Source organism: Flavobacterium sp. ABG (genome assembly GCF_001027725.1).
In the GTDB taxonomy this organism is placed as follows: Bacteria; Bacteroidota; Bacteroidia; order Flavobacteriales; family Flavobacteriaceae; genus Flavobacterium; species Flavobacterium cupriresistens.
Genome location: NZ_LEKS01000010.1, coordinates 157,737 through 175,365 on the forward strand (window position 1 = coordinate 157,737; position 17,629 = coordinate 175,365).

Below are 17,629 nucleotides of genomic sequence, written 5' to 3' on the forward strand. Positions count from 1 at the left end.
GGTAGTATAAACTAACAAAAACTAACCAAATGAGAGTCTATTTATTAATTATGTTGTTTTTCAGCGGAATATCTTTTGCGCAGAATTCAATTACCGGTTCTGTTACCGATGCGAACAGGCAAGCAATCCCAGGTGCTAATATTGTCGTGGTTGGAAGTTCTACCGGAGCTTCTACCGATTTTGATGGTACATTTAAATTGAATGTCTCTACTAAACCGCCTTTTACAATTAAAGTGACGGCTGTAGGTTTTGAGGCTAAAACAATCAATGTAACCTCCTTGAATCAAAAAATAGAGGTAATGTTAAAAGAAGAAGAAACTAAATTGAATGAGATCGTAGTTTCTGCTTCCAGAACTCCTGAGAGAGTGCTTGAATCTCCGGTAACTATTGAAAGAATGGGAATTCAGGATATTAAAAAAACAGCTTCTCCTTCTTTCTATGATGGTTTGGAAAACCTCAAAGAAGTACAGATGAATACCAGTAGTATGTCTTTTAAATCAATCAATACAAGAGGTTTTGCGACTGTAGCCAATACCCGTTTTATGCAATTGGTAGATGGTATGGATAATTCATCACCTCTTTTGAATTTCGTTTTAGGGAATTTAATAGGTGTTTCCGAAATAGATGTTCAAAGTGTTGAGTTGTTGCCGGGTGCATCATCTGCTTTGTATGGAGCAAATGCTTTTAACGGAATTTTATTTATGAATAGTAAGAGTCCATTCAATTATCAAGGGGTATCTGCTTATTTTAAATACGGAATGACCTCACAAGATGCCGCAGGAGTAAATAATTACTACGATTTTGGAGTGCGTTTTTCACATGCGTTTAATAAATATTTTGCCGCCAAAGCCAACTTTACTTATATGGAAGCTACAGATTGGTATGCAACAAATTATAATGATAAAACAATTGCGGGAATTGACAGAAGCAATATTAACTATGATGGAATAAATGTATACGGAGACGAAGTTTCTACAAATATAAAAGGCGTAGGACAGTCTTTAGCTGCTTTAGGTCTATTGCCGGCAGCTGCTGTGAATTTGTTGCCAAATACAAATGTTAGTAGAACGGGTTATAACGAAATTGATCTTACCAACAACAAAGCTGGAAATACTAAAATTGATTTTTCATTACACGGAAGACCTTTTGGAGATGACAGATTAGAAATTATCTGGCAAAGTAAATTTGGTACCGGAAATGCGGTTTATCAAGGAGCGAATAGATATTACTTGAATGACTTTTTTATGCAACAACATAAAATCGAATTTAAAGGAAGAAACTTCTTCTTAAGAGGATACACAACTTCAGAAGATGGTGGGCATTCTTATGATATGGTATTTACAGGGATTAATGTAAATAGAAAATGGAAAGATGATAAAACCTGGTTTGGTCAGTATGCGGGAGCTTATGCGCAAGCAACTTTAGGAGGAATGACACCTGAAAATGCTCATAGAGCTGCAAGAGCTACTGCAGATACTGGGCGTTTTTTACCGGGAACATCAGCGTTTAAGAATGCTTTTAATCAGGTAATTGCTGATGAGAGTGTGCTTACAGGTTCAAAACTGGTTGATAATTCAAGAATATACCATTCTGATTTAAATTATAATTTTAAGGATTTGATAAAAGTTGTTGAAATTCAAGTCGGAGGATCTTATAGATTGTATGAGTTAAATTCTCACGGCAGGATTTACACAGATGCAGATGGGCCTATTAATTATAGTGAATATGGTGCCTATACACAGGTGATGAAAAAGTTTTTAGATGAAAGATTGAAATTTACGGGTTCTATTCGTTATGATAAATCAAAAAATTTCGATGGTAATCTTTCTCCTAGAGTGTCTTTGGTTTATTCCGGAGGAGAGAAAAAGAATCATAATTTCAGAGGATCATTCCAAACCGGTTTCAGAAATCCATCTACACAAGATCAGTATATTGGATTTAATGTTGGAAATGCGGTGTTGTTAGGTTCTGCACCGGATAATTTATTGCGTTTTACTGAGACTTTAAATGTTGCAACGGCACAAGGTCAGATGTTTGCCGGCGGGCCTACAGTTATAATGAATGGTCAAAATGCTTATGGTAATTCTTATACGGCAAGTTCTGTGGGAGCCTTTAGTGCATTAGCGGGAAGTAATCCTATTGCTGCATCAGCACTTTTGAGAAAAACAAATGTAGATTATGTTAAACCGGAAGAGGTTAAGGCTTTTGAACTTGGGTATCGTTCTTTTATTAATGATGTTTCTATAGATCTTAATGCTTATTACAATATCTATAATCACTTTATTGGGAATTTAAATGTGGTAGCGCCTTATTATGGTACAGCACAAGATTCGCCGAATCCTTTGTTAGGGCCTGCAAATCCAGGAGTCCAAACGCTTCATGCACTTCAGAACGGGAATTACAGAGCGTATCAGTTGTATACCAATACAGATGTTGAGATTAAATCGTTTGGGTTTGGTGTTGGTCTTTCTAAAAAAATAATTGCTGATTACGAATTAGGTGTGAATTACAACTATGCTCAATTTGACTTTGATCAGGCAAAAGATCCAAGTTTTGAAGCTGGGTTCAATACGCCGAAACACAGAGTGAAAGTATCTGTTGGGAATGAGAAATTATTCGAAAACTTCGGATTTAATGTTAGCGGAAGATGGAACAGCGAATACAAATGGGAATCTACATTTGCTGATGGTATAATCAAATCGGCTACTGTAATTGATGCACAGATTAACTATGCACTTCCAAAACTAAAATCAGTTGTAAAATTAGGAGCTGCAAATATTGGAGGAAAAGAATATGCTCAGGTACTTGGTGCCGGATTAATCGGTCAACAGTATTTTGCTTCTTGGACAATCAACCCATAATTTGAATTAACGGACGTAACAAACATTTTATTCGCTTTTTGGAATCTCGAATTCGGAAAAGGATAATTATAAAACATACTAAATCATGATAAAAAATTTCAAATGGCTTTTATTGGTTTCGATTACCTTTATGGCCTGTAATAGCGATGATGATACTGCGGCTGTGGTAAACTCATCTGATGGACAGCCCTTGACCTCGGGGACAGCGAATTTTTCGAAATACGTAGCTTTAGGAGATTCTTTTGCGGCTGGTTTTTCAGATAATGCTTTGTTTAAAGCAGGTCAGACAAATGCCTATCCAAATATACTGGCACAGCAATTTGCATTAGTAGGAGGGGGTGTTTTTTCAACTCCTTTTATGGCGGACAATCTTGGAGGGTTTTCTTCGGGAGGTGCTCAGGTACCGTCGCTTGGTGTTAGATTGTATTTGGATGTAGCAACAAGTACACCTCTTCCGGTAAGTGGTATTTCGGGTACAGATATTAGTACACATTTGACCGGAGCTTTTAGCAATATGGGTATCCCGGGTGCAAAAGCAACACATTTGGCGTTTGCCGGATATGCGACTGCCAATCCTTATTTCGGTAGAATAGCGTCTTCGCCTACGGCAACTGTTTTGGCAGATGCTTTGGCTCAAAATCCTACTTTCTTCTCTTTGTGGATTGGTGGTAATGATGTTTTAGGGTATGCTACAACTGGTGGAGACGGATCAAACCCGATTACTGCTCCTGCTACTTTTGATGCTGTTTACAAAAATCTGGCAACAGAATTATCTAAAAACGGGAAAAAAGGAGTTGTGGCAAACTTGCCATATATCAATACACTGCCGCATTTTACAACAGTTCCTTATAATCCATTAACGATTTCGGTTTTGGGTAATGGGAATGCTGCTGTTGGAACGGCTACTATTAATGCGCTTAATGCACAATTGTACGGACCGTTAAAAGGGGCGTTAAATTATCTAGGTGTAACCAATAGAATTGAATTATTGTCTCTTACTGCTGCAAATCCATTGTTGATAAAAGACGAGTCTTTGCCAAATTTAGCCGCACAGCTTACAGCAGTTCTTACGCCTTCAGTAGGAGCGCAGACCGCTGCTTTTTATGGATTGGTTTTTGGTCAGGCACGTCAGGCTACAGCAACAGATTTAGTGCTTTTAACCACAAGATCGGCTATCGGGACAGCTCCGACTGCTGCTAATTCAGGAATTGGAATGGCGCCACCGGCTCCATTAGACAAGTTTGGAATTACTTATCCGTTACAGGACAAGTTTGTTCTGATCCCAGCCGAAATAGCCGAAATCAGAACGGCTACAGATGCTTATAATGTGAGTATTAAAGCAGCTCAGGAAGCAAACGGCTTAGCTTTTGTTGATGCGAAAAAGGTGATGGAAGATTTGTCTACTGCCGGAATTGTGGTAGATGGTTACACAATGACATCGACGTTTGTAACCGGAGGAACCTTTTCTTTAGATGGTGTGCATCCGTCACCAAGAGGGTATGCATTGATTGCAAATAAATTTATAGAGGCGATCAATCTTAAGTACGGATCAAACTTAAAAGGAGTTAATTTAGGAAAGTATCAGATACTATATCCTAAAGTAATACAATAAAGCCAATTTTTTTTAGTAAAAGAGCCACTTGGTTTTAGACCATGCTGGCTTTTTTTTATTTTGTTAAAAAATACTTTTTTGGCGATTTTGGGCCTGACTTTTAGGAATCAAACAAAATCGTAGTATTTTTTATAAAAAAAATATTGATTTTATATTTTAAAAATTTATCTTTGCGCTCTGAAAAAAGAGGTATTTTCGATAAACCTAAATAGCTATTTAATAAATACATAAGTAATGTCAAAAGTAATAGGAAAAGTTGCTCAAATCATTGGACCAGTAGTTGACGTAGTTTTCAACGGAAAGGATGTTGAACTTCCAAAAATTTATGATTCATTAGAAATCACAAAAAAAGACGGAACATTATTAGTTCTAGAAGTACAATCTCATATTGGAGAAAACACTGTTCGTACCATTTCTATGGACTCAACTGACGGTTTGAGTAGAGGATATGAAGTAGTTGGAACAGGAAATCCAATCCAAATGCCAATCGGTCCAGACGTATATGGTAGATTATTCAATGTAATTGGAGATGCAATTGATGGTTTAGGAAACTTGCCAAAAACAGGAGAAAACGGTTTGTCTATTCACAGACAAGCTCCAAAATTTGAAGATTTATCAACTTCATCAGAAGTTTTATTCACAGGTATTAAAGTAATCGATTTGATCGAGCCTTATGCAAAAGGAGGTAAAATTGGATTGTTTGGTGGTGCAGGTGTTGGTAAAACGGTATTGATCCAGGAGTTGATTAACAATATCGCAAAAGGTCACGGTGGACTTTCTGTATTCGCAGGAGTAGGAGAAAGAACACGTGAAGGAAATGACTTACTTCGTGAGATGTTAGAGTCAGGTATTATTAAATACGGTGATGATTTCATGCACTCTATGGAAAATGGAGGATGGGATTTATCTAAAGTAGATATGCCAGGAATGAGAGAGTCTAAAGCTACTTTCGTTTTCGGACAAATGAATGAGCCACCTGGAGCTCGTGCTCGTGTAGCACTTTCAGGATTATCTATTGCGGAGTATTTCCGTGATGGAGCTGGAACTGATCAAGGTAAAGACGTATTGTTTTTCGTTGATAACATCTTCCGTTTTACACAAGCAGGTTCTGAGGTATCAGCACTTTTAGGACGTATGCCTTCTGCAGTAGGATACCAACCAACTTTGGCAACAGAGATGGGAGCTATGCAAGAGCGTATTACTTCTACAAACAAAGGATCTATTACATCTGTACAGGCGGTTTACGTTCCTGCGGATGATTTAACTGACCCGGCACCGGCTACAACTTTTGCTCACTTAGATGCTACAACAGTATTGTCTCGTAAAATTGCTGAGTTAGGTATTTATCCTGCGGTTGACCCGTTAGATTCTACTTCAAGAATTTTGACTCCTCAAATTTTAGGAAATGAGCACTACGATTGTGCACAAAGAGTAAAAGAGATCCTTCAAAAATACAAGCAATTGCAAGATATTATCGCGATTCTAGGTATGGAAGAGTTATCTGAAGAAGATAAATTATCTGTATCAAGAGCACGTCGTGTACAACGTTTCTTATCTCAACCTTTCCACGTAGCGGAGCAATTTACAGGTATTCCTGGAGTTTTGGTTGATATTAAAGATACTATCAAAGGATTCAACATGATCATCGACGGTGAATTAGATCACCTTCCTGAAGCAGCTTTCAACTTGAAAGGTTCTATCCAGGATGCAATCGAAGCTGGAGAGAAAATGTTGGCTGAAGCATAATCAAGCCAAGCTTGATAAACTTAAAAAAATAAAAATTCCAAATTCCAATTTTGGATTTTGGAATTTTATAATTTGGAATTTTAAAAAATAGTTATGACTTTAGAAATAGTATCACCAGAAGCAAAATTATTTTCAGGAGAAGTAACTTCGGTTACAGTACCTGGAGTTGATGGAAGCTTTCAAATATTGAATCATCACGCTCCTATTGTTTCTATTTTAGAAAAAGGAACTGTTAAAATTGTAGCTTCAAGCTTCAGTTTTTCTAAAGAAGTAGCGGGTAAATTCACGAAAGTAAATGATCAAACCTATACTTTGGAAATTGAATCAGGTACTATCGAAATGAAAGACAATAAGATTATTGTTTTAGCAGACTAAGACGATTTTAGAATAAGTAAAAAAGCCAGACATTGTCTGGCTTTTTTGTTTTTTGTTTATTTTAGATTGACGACTTTGTGTTATTGTAGTATTCCCCAAAAACCACTCGAAATATAAGTATGTACAGTAAGTCCTGATATAATTGACCAGGATATGATCCCCAAAGCACTTACTGCAAAGGTTTTTGCAAGTTGAAGTTTGGTGTCTTTATTTAAAAACTTATAATAAAAGAGTGTAAAATAAAAGAGCTGAAACAGTAGAAAAAACAAAGCTTGATAATTAGTCGATAAGTGGAATAATAAAGATATGGGTAAAATTAAAAGCGTATTGACGAGTATACAAAAGCCCAGCATGTACATACCTGCCACAAGATGTTCTGTATAGTTGTAGTTTTCTTTTTTGTAAAACAGCCAGAAAAAAAAGGCAAGTAGCGGTAGCGCCATCATCGCCATTAGATTAGAATATTTTTTTATGAAATGAAACATTTTTTCTTTTCGTTCATAAAGATGTATGATTTTCTCTTTTTGAACAGGATCTGAAATAGCGCTAAGTTCCTGATTTTCTTTTGGGATATCAATTGGAGGTGTTTCTTTTGGGATATTGGAAATGAAAACAAAGATAGCGGCAACCAATAAGAAAAAATTAAGTGGGGGAAAGTACTTCTTTCTTTTGCCATTGATATATTCCTTAGCTACAGTTCCGCTTTTTAATGTCAAAGACATAATAAGTTGAAAAATCCCTTTGTCTGCATGTAAAAAATAATGAATTGCTTCATGAAAAATCTCGTGCGGACTTATACGATGCAAATTTACTCTTTGACTGCACTCAGGGCAATAATTAAAATCCGGATAATTTTCTGTTTCACAGTTTTTGCAAATAATCTTCATTCTTCTCTTTTTTAATGCAATATACAAATTACTCATAATCAGTTTGTGAATTGAAAATTAGAAATATTAATATTTTAATTAACAATACTATTTATGTTAATCGCTAATGATACGTTGCGTTTTTTGCAGAGCCGAATGATTTTTATAAATAGTCTCATTCGCTTAAACAAACAGGATTTCGCGCAAGCTTTTTTGAAAAGATAGAATTCGAAAAGTTGGAATTTGGAATTTCATAATTTGGAATTTCATAACTTTGCTTTTATGAAATTACCCGAAAATCTTACCCAAAAGCTTGAAAACAGAAAGCAAAATAATTCGCTGAGACAATTACCAAGTTTTAATAATCTTGTTGATTTTTCTTCTAACGACTATATTGGGTTTTCTAAATCGGAATCTGTTTTTAAACTTGCACATCATTATTTAATCGAAAACGAACTCATTCAGAATGGAGCGACGGGATCACGATTAATTTCAGGGAACCATTCGTTGTATCAAATCACTGAATCTTTTATAGCGCAGTTTCATGATGCTGAATCAGCTTTAATCTTTAATTCGGGTTACGATGCCAATGTTGGTTTTTTTGGCGCTGTACCGCAAAGAAATGATGTTATTCTGTATGATGAATTGAGTCACGCTTCGATTCGTGATGGGATTATCATGTCTAATGCCAAATCCTATCGATTTAACCATAATGACTTTGAAGATTTAGAACGACTTATTCTTAAATTTCCGGATACGACTATTTACATTGTTACCGAAACTGTTTTTTCTATGGATGGAGATAGTCCAAATTTAGAAGAACTGGTCGTACTCTCTGAAAAATACAATTGCTTTCTGGTGGTTGATGAAGCACATACTTTGGGTGTCTTTGGGGAAAAAGGAGAAGGATTAATGCAGTATTTGCAGTTGCACAATCGTATTTTCGCCCGCATCATGACTTTCGGAAAAGGGTTGGGTTGCCATGGAGCAGCTGTCTTAGGGAGTGTTGAACTTAAAGAATATCTAATCAACTTTGCCAGAAGTTTTATTTATACTACGGGATTGTCTCCACATTCGGTATCTACAATTCTGACTGCTTACCAACATTTGGAAACTGAAAAGTTGGTTATCGAGAAGTTACGAATGAATATTATCTTTTTTAATCAGCAAAAAAACTTGTTGGGTTTGAAGCCCATGTTTGTTCGAAGTAAATCGGCTATTCAGTCAGCGATCGTTCCGGGCAATGAAAATGTAAAAAAACTAGCGCAACAACTACAAGATAAAGGGTTTGATGTAAAACCAATACTTTCTCCAACCGTTCCGGAAGGGCAGGAAAGACTTCGTTTCTGTATTCATAGTTATAATTCGGAAGAGGAAATCAGTCAGATTTTAATATTATTAGGAAATTTCGTATTTTAGCTCACCGATTAAACTGATTAAGCGGGTTTACACTGAAAATAATGAGTGATTTATTACATGGAGAAGTTTCTAAGCCCATTCTAAGTGTGTTTTACGATGTTTATAACGAGCTTGGCTATGGTTTTCTTGAGAAAGTGTATCAAAATGCGATGTATCTTGAGTTAAAATCTCAGGGTTATGAAGTAGAGGCGCAGAAACAAATTAAGGTATATTATAAAAATCAGATTGTTGGTGAATATTATGCTGATTTGATAATTGAAGGGTCAATAATTGTTGAACTTAAGGCGTGCGAATGTTTACTTAGTTCGCACATTTCTCAATTATTGAATTATTTGAGGTGCACGCGTATTGAAGTTGGTTTAGTTCTGAATTTTGGTGAAACACCGGATTTCAAACGTTTAATCTATACAAACAACAGAAAAACCAACATTAATAACCCGCGTTAATCCGTATAATCCGTTAGATCAGTGACCAGCCATAAAGGGTATGGATTAAAAGGTTTGCTACTCTAGAAACTGCTGTGTTTTCTCGCTTTCTGAAAAAAAAATAATTTTTTTTGTAACGTTTTTATGCTTTGATTACTTACGAGTCGTAATCAAATAAATCAAAACCATTATGAAAACAATATCACTTTTATCAAAATCAAAAAGCTTCCATTTTATTTCTATCTTTTTTACTTCGGCTGTATTTGGATTTGCGGTGGTGAATCAATTTTTGTTAAACCATCCGAACAAACACTTTCTTATTAGTGCTGTGTCCTGTTTTTTATTGGCTGTAGTTTTTTGGCAAAAAAGTAAGATCAGTGAATAAATAGAAGAATTTTTAAATAATTAAACCAAATAATTTTAATCAATCAACAAAATGAAAAATTTTATAAAATCAACAATTGCTATAGTACTATTTATTTTTAATGGAACAACCAACGCTCAGACCAATACTCCTAAATTAGAAAATTCTCTTCTATGGGAAGTGTCAGGAAAAGGATTAACTAAACCATCTTATTTGTATGGAACCGTTCATATGATTTGCGCAGGAGATTATTTTCTTTCTGAAAAAACAAATAAGGCATTCGAGAAATCAGATAAATTGGTACTGGAAATTAATTTTGCCGACCCTAAAGAGATGGTGGAGTTGCAGGGAGTGGCAATGGGGAAAGAGCCGTTAAGCAAAAAGTTAACTGCAGAGCAATTGTCAAAACTGAATCTAATTCTGCAAAAAAATGCCGGAATGACGATACAACAGGTGGATAGTTTTAGTTTGTTGACCGTAATGAGTCTGATCTCAATGAAAAGCTTTGGTTGTACTGACCTGAAATTTTATGAATTGAATTTTATCGAAATGGCAAAAAAACGTCAAATTGAGGTTGGAGGGCTTGAAACCGTAAAATCGCAATGCGAGAGTTTTGAAAATGCCTATTCTGATGTTGAAATGATTGCTATGCTCGAAGAAACAAGTGCTGATGAAACGACTAAATTAGTAGCCAACTATAAAAATGAAGATATGGAGTCTTTGTATAAATTGACGACAGATGAAAAAATAATGAATCTTAAAGCTAAGAAATACATGCTTGACGATAGAAATGCTAATTGGATCAAGATTATGCCGGAGCAGATGAAAAAGGAAAGTGTCTTTTTTGCAGTTGGAGCGGCTCACTTGGGTGGTGATACAGGAATAATTAATTTGTTGAGAAAAGCGGGATACACAGTAAAACCAGTGATGAATTAGAGCTATTTTGAAAGAGAAAGAAAAAGAATTTTTAAATCGAATAGAAAGTCATAAAGGAATCTTGTACAAAGTGTCGAAAATGTACATGGATACGGCCGATGATCAACAGGATTTGTTTCAGGAAATTGTTTGTCAGCTCTGGAAATCGTATGAGTCCTTTAGAAATGAAAGCCAATTTTCGACCTGGATGTACCGGGTGGCTATTAATACGGCAATTGTTTTCCTAAAGAAAGAAAAACGGAAGGTTGATAAATACGAGATTGCTTCAGAGAATATTAAAGATGAGGAGGATGATTCGCACATAAAAGAAAGTCAGATTGACCATTTTTATAAAGCAGTTCAAAAATTAGAAAAAATAGACAAAGCAATTATTTTTTACCAATTAGAAGGATTTTCACATAGAGAAATTGGAGATAATTTAGGGATCTCGGAGGGAAATGCCAGAGTAAAATTAAACAGAGCAAAAGAAAAACTAAAAGAAATAATAAAAAATCAGGGATATGGATTTTAACGACATACAAAACGCATGGAACAATGAAAAATCGGATTCGATCATTCTTCCGGATAATTTAGAGAAAATCAGGTCTGCCAATACACCTTTGGACAGGATCAGAAAAAATCTGAAATACGAGCTAATTTTACAGGTTGTCTTAGTTTTTTTAATCGGATTTGTGCCTTATATCTGTTCGTTTGAACAAAAATTTATTGTGCCTTTCTATTTGTTATACAGTATGGCTGTCGCTGTTACGATATATTATTTGGCGAAGCTGTATTTATTTTATAAGCGATTGAACACCGTTGCATTAAGTACAAAGGACAGTTTATACGAGACTTATTTTGATATCAGATTAAATATGGAATTGTATAAAACGTTCGGGTTTGCATTGACGCCATTTATGATCTTGTATTTAGTTGTTTTTGTTTATTTTAAGTCTTCAAAAGAGGCTGATTTTGTGATGTTTGAATTTAGCAATGCAGAAATTATAAGTGTTTTTTCGGTGGTTGTTTTTGCGATTCTTTCGATGGGATTGGGCTTAGAGTGGTGGGTTCATTTTTTTTATGGCAAGTACGCCAAAGAAATAAAGAAGGTTATAGATCAATTAAAAGAAGAGTAGTTAAACAACAAACCCATCGTAATGATGGGTTTGTTGTTTTTATTGGTATTTTTGCATACTATTAAAAGAGAGCAATGAAAATATTTATTACAGGAATTTCTACAGATGTAGGTAAAACGGTGACTTCTGCAATTGTGGTTGAAGCTTTAGAAGCCGACTATTGGAAGCCTGTTCAGGCCGGAGATCTGGATAACTCGGACAGTGATAAAATCAAGTCAAAAATTTCAAATTCTAAATCCCGTATTTTAGAAAACAGTTATCGGTTGAATACACCTGCAAGTCCGCACTTGGCAGCAGAAATTGATGGAGTAAGAATTGAATTGAGCGAAATCAAAGAGCCAAAAACCGATAATCATTTGGTAATAGAAGGAGCCGGTGGAATTTTTGTTCCGCTGAATGAAACCGATTTAATTGTCGATTTAATTCAATCCGATTACAAAGTGATTGTAGTCTCAAGGCATTACTTGGGAAGCATCAATCATACTCTATTGACTATTGAAGCAATAAAAAACAGAGGTTTTGAGGTGGCCGGAATTATCTTTAGCGGAAACGAAAACAAAGCTACCGAAGATTTGATTTTGAATAAAACAGCGGTAAAATGCATCGGAAGAATAGAGGAAGAACCTTATTTTGATCAAAATGTAATCCGGGAGTACGCAGATTTGTTCCGCGAGAATTTGTTAGCAATCTAAAATCAATATTCTAAAATCTAAAGTTAGATGACCTTAACAGAAAAAGACAGCCAATATTTATGGCATCCTTATACACAGCATAAAACCGCGCAAACTCCAATAGCCATTTCGAGAGGAGAAGGCGCTTTGTTGTGGGATGAGAATAATAAAGAATATATTGATGCGATTGCATCGTGGTGGGTAAATCCGTTCGGGCACAGTAATAAATTTATTGCCGATGCGATTTACAAGCAATTAACGACTTTAGAGCATGTTTTGTTCGGCGGTTTTACGCATGAACCTGCGATAAAAGTGGCGGAGAAGCTTATTGAAATTTTACCAAAGAATCAGCAGAAAATATTTTTTTCAGATAATGGTTCAACAGCGGTTGAAGTGGCTATAAAAGTAGCACTGCAATATTTTTTCAATAAAAATGAAAAAAGAACCACTATAATTGCTTTTGAAAATGCTTTTCACGGAGATACTTTTGCGGCTATGGCGGCAAGCGGAATCTCTTTTTATACACAAGCTTTTCAAGGAATGTTTATTGATGTAGTACGAATTCCGGTTCCTGTGAAAGGATCGGAACAGTTAAGTTTTGATGCATTGAAAGCCGTGATTAAAAACCATACTTGTGCCGGATTTATTTTTGAACCTTTAGTTCAGGGTGCAGCAGGAATGGTTATGTACGAACCAGAAGCTTTGGCTACCTTACTTCAAATTTGTAAAGAGAATAAAGTTTTAACCATTGCCGATGAAGTAATGACGGGCTTTGGTAAAACCGGAAAAACCTTTGCAATGGATTATGTTACCGAAGAACCCGATATGATTTGTTTGTCGAAAGCATTGACGGGAGGTACTATTCCAATGGCTATTACGACTTTTACACAGGAGGTTTTTGATGCGTTTTATGATGATGATATTAATAAAGCCTTGTTCCACGGTCATACTTTTACGGCAAATCCAACCGGATGTGCAGCGGCTTTGGCTAGTATTGATTTGTTGCAAACGGATGAAATGCAGGACAACATTCAAAGAATAAATAAAAGTCATCTAAATTTTCAGAAGAAAATCGAGAACCATCCAAAAGTAATTACTGCCCGAGCTTTAGGGGTTATTTTTGCAGTTGAAATAAAATCAGATTCAGAAGAAAGTTATTACGGTTCGATGCGAACCAAACTTTACAATTTCTTTATTGAAAAAGGAGTTATTTTAAGACCGGTTGGTAATATTGTTTACATTTTACCTCCATATATTATGACTGATGCGCAGCTTCAAAAAGTCTATTCGACTATCGAAGAGGCAATTGATATGGTCTAATTGATTTAAGCCATATGAGTTATATAAGTTCATTAAACAAAGTTTAGTTGACTTTAGTAGCTTAAATATTTAAAAACGTTGCAAACTTTGCAGGAACATTGCGAACTTTGCGGTTAAATAAAAAACATTGAATAAAAAAATCTCCATAACAGCTTTCTCTTCTATTTCTCCATTGGGTAATAATGCGGAAGAAATCTGGGAAAAATATCTGGATAATCAACATTGTTTTTCGAAGCAATTTTTAGATCAGCAGCAAACTTCTGTTGCGGCTTTGGATGTTGAATCAAAACAAATTGTAGCCGAGGTTCGTGAATCGGATATTAAATACAAATTTTTAGACGACTCTGTTCTGTTTGCTTTGACTGCTTCGCGAAAAGCGGTCGAAAAAGCAGGTTGGAATAAAGAGGACGTTTTCGGAATAAATATAGGTTCTTCCCGTGGTGCGACCGATTTATTCGAAAAGCATTATAAGGAATATATCGATACCGGTAAAGCACAGACTTTAGCTTCCCCAACCACAACTTTGGGTAATATCTCGTCATGGATTGCGCACGATCTACAAAGTATTGGTCCGGAAATTTCGCATTCGATTACTTGTTCAACAGCGCTTCATGCTCTTTTAAATGGTGTGGCGTGGTTGAGATCAGGAATGGCGGATAAATTTTTGGTAGGAGGGAGTGAAGCGCCTTTGACCGATTTTACGATCGCTCAGATGAGAGCCCTAAAAATATATTCCCGTGTTGATCAGGAGGAAGAGTCGTGGCCTAATCTTGCTTTTGACTTTGAGAAAACGCAAAACACCATGATCTTGGGCGAAGGAGCTGCGGTGTGTTGTCTCGAAGCCGGAGAGAAGGAAAATGCTATAGCCTATATTACAGGTGTTGGTTACGCAACGGAAATTTTAGAACATAATATTTCGATTTCTGCAGAAGCGGATTGTTTTCAAAAGTCCATGAAAATGGCCTTAAATGATACTAATTCGGAAGAAATTGATGCGATAGTCATGCACGCTCCCGGAACCATAAAAGGAGATCTTACGGAGTTGCGCGCCATCGAAAAAGTCTTTGGGGCTAAAATACCTTTATTAACGACTAATAAATGGAAGATCGGACATACTTTTGGAGCTTCCGGAATATTGAGTCTGGAACTTGCTCTTTTGATGTTGCAGCACAATACATTTGTTAATGTTCCTTTTGCCGAAGTACAAAAACAGAGTAAGCCATTAAAGAAAATATTGATTAATGCCGTTGGCTTTGGTGGTAATGCGGTCAGTATTCTAATTGAAAAGGCTTAATTGAAAACATTAAAATAAAGCATAAAAAAAATCCATTTGTCTGAACAAATGGATTTTTTTTATGCTTAAATCGGTGTTTATATCTTATTGAAATATAACTTTTTTGGTGGTTGTATGATTGTTGTCTAAGATGACCTTAATCAATAAAACCTGATTAGCGGATTGTAAATTTGCTATTTGCAATTCCGTTTCACCAATTTTCTTTTTGTTATAAAGTAGTTTTCCTGAAACGTCATAAATCGTAACTTCTTTAATCGTTTCTTTTGCAGAGATTACTTTTATTACTTTGTTTTTAGCCGTAACAAAAACATTGTTTTCGGTGTTTTCGAAATCTCCCGTTCCTAATGTTTTATCTGTATAACGCAGTACGAAACGATCTGCAAAAGTTCCTTTTGCGGTGCTAAAGGTATATTTCGCTGTTTTTAAATTATGGATTTTTCCTGTCGTTTTGTCTTCAATGAAAATGTTCTGATTGATCAGATCGCCTTCTATTTTTCCTATTGAGATGGTATAATCACCAGCAGCGGCGCTACGATATCCTAAAGGAACAATATCAGTGTCTGTAAAAGGCAGAGCACGTCCTTGAATAACAAGATTACGATCGTTGTTTATACTGTAAAAGTCAAGAGCAGGATTACCGTCAAAAGATTCACCGTCATATCTGTTTTCGTAACTATTTGTTGCACCGTTGACATAACCAAGAAGCGTTTGTTTGAAAATTCCTTCTTTGTTGATAATGTTAATCCAGATGCGATTTCTGGTTGATTTTTCTTTTGATGGTCTTGCCGGTTTAAAGAACTGACCGTTATTTGCGCCACCTTCTCGCATGTAGTTTTTAAAAGAAACTGTTCCTGGGCTAGCCGCACTTGCAAAGAAAGATTGTCCTGCAGCGATATAACCGGATGGCTCAGAATCGTTATTTCCGGGTGCATCATCGCCGGTAGGTGCTTTGGTATTTACTCCCCCTGTTAGATTAAAAGCAGCGTAATCATCAGCAAGATATTTCAGACCATTTGAACCGCCTATAGGGGTATTGTGTGTCCAGAAATAAAGCGTTCCGTTCATGAAAGGATTGTCATCTAAAAAACTATTAGCGTTCAGAGCAGATGCGTAAGGGTTACCGATGAGGTAAAACTTATCAGCCTCTACGGTCTCACCGTTTAGAGCACCATTGTTTGGAGTACCTTTAAATTCAGCAGTGAAATCCGCTCTATCTACATTAGAAAAGGTTTGCGGAGCACGAATAATGTAACCTTTACCAATTGTCATTTCGGTATTTGAATTGGTGATGACCCAGCCTGTTCCATTAAAGCCCATGTATTTATCAGACAAAGTTAAAGGAGATACATCTACTAATTTTTTAGGATTTACAGGCGTAGACCAGTATCCGTAATCAGTAAGACGAAGTGATGTTTTGCGTTTGTAGGTGATGATCCCTGAATTGATAGTAGGGTCATCGTTGGTTTGCACTAAACTTGAATTGTTCTCAAAAGTCAGGCTCGCTGTGTTTGCAACTGTCAGACCATTGGTAATTTTTAAAGTATTTCCAATGCTAATTACAACTTTAGCTGTTAAGCCTATTGTACAGCTACAAGCATTTACATCCGTTGTTGACGTGTAGTCTCCTTCAAAAAGAACGGGTTGATTAATTGTTGGAGGCCCATTGGTCCATCCTGCATTCCAGGTTGCCAATTGAGGTATTGGGTTTATAACAACGTTGACTGAAGATACAGACGGACATGCACCGCTACTAACAGTATAAGTATAGGTAGTATTAGCAGCAAGACCTGTTATTGAAGTTGTTGTTCCTGATCCTGTTGTTTGAACAGCACCCGGTGTTCTTGTTAAGGTCCAGGTTCCTGTAGTAGGTAAGCCACTTAATTGTACACTTCCTGTTGCTATTATACAGGTTGGGTGTGTTATTGTGCCTACTATCGGGGCTGTTGGTCCTGCGTTTACTGTTGTTGCTGTAGAAGATGTAGCAGATGTTGCTATGCAGCTATTAGTATCTGTATAGTTAATCGTTACTGTTTTACTTCCAGTAGTTAAATATCTTAAAGTTACGGTATTGTTTGTGTTTGCGCCTCCTGAAACAATAGTGTAATCTGTTCCGGCAATTCCGGGGAATACCCAAACGTAATTAGACATACCAGCTTCAGTGGTGTAAGTAACATTTGTCCCCACACAAGCGCTTGATCCCGGCTGAGCAGTAAACGTTACGATAGGTAGCGCATTAACCGTTGTTGCAGTTGATGAAGTTGCCGTAGTTGCAGTACAACTATTGGTGTTGGTGTAATTAACGGTTACCGTTTTACTTCCGGTAGTTAAATATCTTAAAGTTACGGTATTGTTTGTGCTTGTACCTCCTGAAACAATAGTGTAATCTGTTCCGGCAGTTCCAGGGAATACCCAAACGTAACTAGACATAGTAGCTTCAGTAGTATAGGTAACATTTGTCCCAACGCAGGTACTTACTCCCGGTTGAGCTGTAAAGGTTACAATAGGTCGAGCATTAACTGTAGTTGCAGTTGATGAAGTTGCCATAGTTGCTGTACAACTATTGGTGTTGGTATAATTAACGGTTACCGTTTTGCTTCCGGTAGTTAAATATCTTAAAGTTACGGT

Annotated in this window: 14 protein-coding genes; 12 read left to right on the top strand and 2 right to left on the bottom strand. The window is 36.3% G+C overall.

From position 1 onward, the window contains the following. Positions 1-29 precede the first annotated feature (29 nt). The 4 genes from AB674_RS12560 (at position 30) to AB674_RS12575 (ending at position 6,594) form a co-directional block, all read left to right on the top strand. On the top strand, positions 30-2,861 hold the full coding sequence (locus AB674_RS12560) for a TonB-dependent receptor domain-containing protein (protein WP_047777065.1): 2,832 nt from the start codon (positions 30-32) through the stop codon (positions 2,859-2,861). Between the two features lie 85 nt (positions 2,862-2,946). Then, positions 2,947-4,473, top strand: a complete 1,527-nt coding sequence (locus AB674_RS12565) for an SGNH/GDSL hydrolase family protein (protein WP_047777066.1) — start codon at positions 2,947-2,949, stop codon at positions 4,471-4,473. Between the two features lie 234 nt (positions 4,474-4,707). Then, positions 4,708-6,219, top strand: coding sequence for a F0F1 ATP synthase subunit beta (gene atpD / locus AB674_RS12570; protein ID WP_047777068.1), 1,512 nt, complete (start codon positions 4,708-4,710; stop codon positions 6,217-6,219). A 93-nt stretch (positions 6,220-6,312) separates the two neighbouring features. Further along, a complete protein-coding gene (locus AB674_RS12575; protein ID WP_047777070.1) occupies positions 6,313-6,594 on the top strand; it encodes a F0F1 ATP synthase subunit epsilon in 282 nt (93 codons plus the stop codon). Positions 6,595-6,674: 80 nt separating this feature from the next. On the opposite strand, the gene AB674_RS12580 is transcribed toward AB674_RS12575, so the two are convergent. Next, positions 6,675-7,481, bottom strand: coding sequence for a DUF3667 domain-containing protein (locus AB674_RS12580; protein ID WP_165579377.1), 807 nt, complete (start codon positions 7,479-7,481; stop codon positions 6,675-6,677). A 261-nt stretch (positions 7,482-7,742) separates the two neighbouring features. Between AB674_RS12580 and AB674_RS12585 the strand changes: the two genes are divergently transcribed. From AB674_RS12585 to AB674_RS12625, 8 genes are all read left to right on the top strand, one after another. Beyond that, positions 7,743-8,879 (top strand): aminotransferase class I/II-fold pyridoxal phosphate-dependent enzyme, encoded by a 1,137-nt coding sequence (locus tag AB674_RS12585; protein ID WP_047777111.1) that lies wholly within the window; start codon positions 7,743-7,745, stop codon positions 8,877-8,879. Between the two features lie 41 nt (positions 8,880-8,920). Then, a complete protein-coding gene (locus tag AB674_RS12590; protein WP_047777076.1) occupies positions 8,921-9,325 on the top strand; it encodes a GxxExxY protein in 405 nt (134 codons plus the stop codon). Positions 9,326-9,740: 415 nt separating this feature from the next. Further along, the gene (locus tag AB674_RS12600) at positions 9,741-10,604 is read left to right on the top strand and encodes a TraB/GumN family protein (RefSeq protein WP_047777079.1); all 864 of its coding nucleotides are present in this window, start codon (positions 9,741-9,743) and stop codon (positions 10,602-10,604) included. 7 nt (positions 10,605-10,611) lie between these two features. Next, positions 10,612-11,115, top strand: coding sequence for an RNA polymerase sigma factor (locus tag AB674_RS12605; protein ID WP_047777080.1), 504 nt, complete (start codon positions 10,612-10,614; stop codon positions 11,113-11,115). Beyond that, a complete protein-coding gene (locus tag AB674_RS12610; RefSeq protein ID WP_047777082.1) occupies positions 11,105-11,719 on the top strand; it encodes a hypothetical protein in 615 nt (204 codons plus the stop codon). The genes AB674_RS12605 and AB674_RS12610 overlap by 11 nt, the downstream gene beginning before the upstream one ends. Before the next feature lie 74 nt (positions 11,720-11,793). Further along, positions 11,794-12,411: a dethiobiotin synthase gene (gene bioD / locus AB674_RS12615; protein WP_047777084.1), complete on the top strand. Its 618-nt coding sequence runs from the start codon at positions 11,794-11,796 to the stop codon at positions 12,409-12,411. A gap of 27 nt (positions 12,412-12,438) precedes the next feature. After that, positions 12,439-13,710 carry an adenosylmethionine--8-amino-7-oxononanoate transaminase gene (gene bioA, locus AB674_RS12620; protein ID WP_047777086.1) on the top strand — a complete coding sequence of 424 codons (1,272 nt, stop codon included), beginning with the start codon at positions 12,439-12,441 and terminating at the stop codon, positions 13,708-13,710. A gap of 127 nt (positions 13,711-13,837) precedes the next feature. After that, complete coding sequence (locus AB674_RS12625; RefSeq protein WP_047777088.1) at positions 13,838-15,004, top strand: beta-ketoacyl synthase N-terminal-like domain-containing protein; 1,167 nt, start codon at positions 13,838-13,840, stop codon at positions 15,002-15,004. Between the two features lie 84 nt (positions 15,005-15,088). On the opposite strand, the gene AB674_RS12630 is transcribed toward AB674_RS12625, so the two are convergent. Beyond that, positions 15,089-17,629: T9SS sorting signal type C domain-containing protein (locus AB674_RS12630; RefSeq protein WP_053004255.1), on the bottom strand; the 2,541-nt coding region annotated here is incomplete at its 5' end.

What these genes read in the sequence shown, in the direction of transcription:
- AB674_RS12575 (WP_047777070.1), top strand. Translation starts at nt 6,313, where the DNA reads ATGACTTTAGAAATAGTATCACCAGAAGCAAAATTATTTTCAGGAGAA.
- AB674_RS12610 (WP_047777082.1), top strand. Translation starts at nt 11,105, where the DNA reads ATGGATTTTAACGACATACAAAACGCATGGAACAATGAAAAATCGGAT.
- AB674_RS12565 (WP_047777066.1), top strand. Translation starts at nt 2,947, where the DNA reads ATGATAAAAAATTTCAAATGGCTTTTATTGGTTTCGATTACCTTTATG.
- bioA (WP_047777086.1), top strand. Translation starts at nt 12,439, where the DNA reads ATGACCTTAACAGAAAAAGACAGCCAATATTTATGGCATCCTTATACA.
- atpD (WP_047777068.1), top strand. Translation starts at nt 4,708, where the DNA reads ATGTCAAAAGTAATAGGAAAAGTTGCTCAAATCATTGGACCAGTAGTT.
- AB674_RS12560 (WP_047777065.1), top strand. Translation starts at nt 30, where the DNA reads ATGAGAGTCTATTTATTAATTATGTTGTTTTTCAGCGGAATATCTTTT.
- bioD (WP_047777084.1), top strand. Translation starts at nt 11,794, where the DNA reads ATGAAAATATTTATTACAGGAATTTCTACAGATGTAGGTAAAACGGTG.
- AB674_RS12585 (WP_047777111.1), top strand. Translation starts at nt 7,743, where the DNA reads ATGAAATTACCCGAAAATCTTACCCAAAAGCTTGAAAACAGAAAGCAA.
- AB674_RS12580 (WP_165579377.1), bottom strand. Translation starts at nt 7,481, where the DNA reads ATGAAGATTATTTGCAAAAACTGTGAAACAGAAAATTATCCGGATTTT.
- AB674_RS12590 (WP_047777076.1), top strand. Translation starts at nt 8,921, where the DNA reads ATGAGTGATTTATTACATGGAGAAGTTTCTAAGCCCATTCTAAGTGTG.
- AB674_RS12600 (WP_047777079.1), top strand. Translation starts at nt 9,741, where the DNA reads ATGAAAAATTTTATAAAATCAACAATTGCTATAGTACTATTTATTTTT.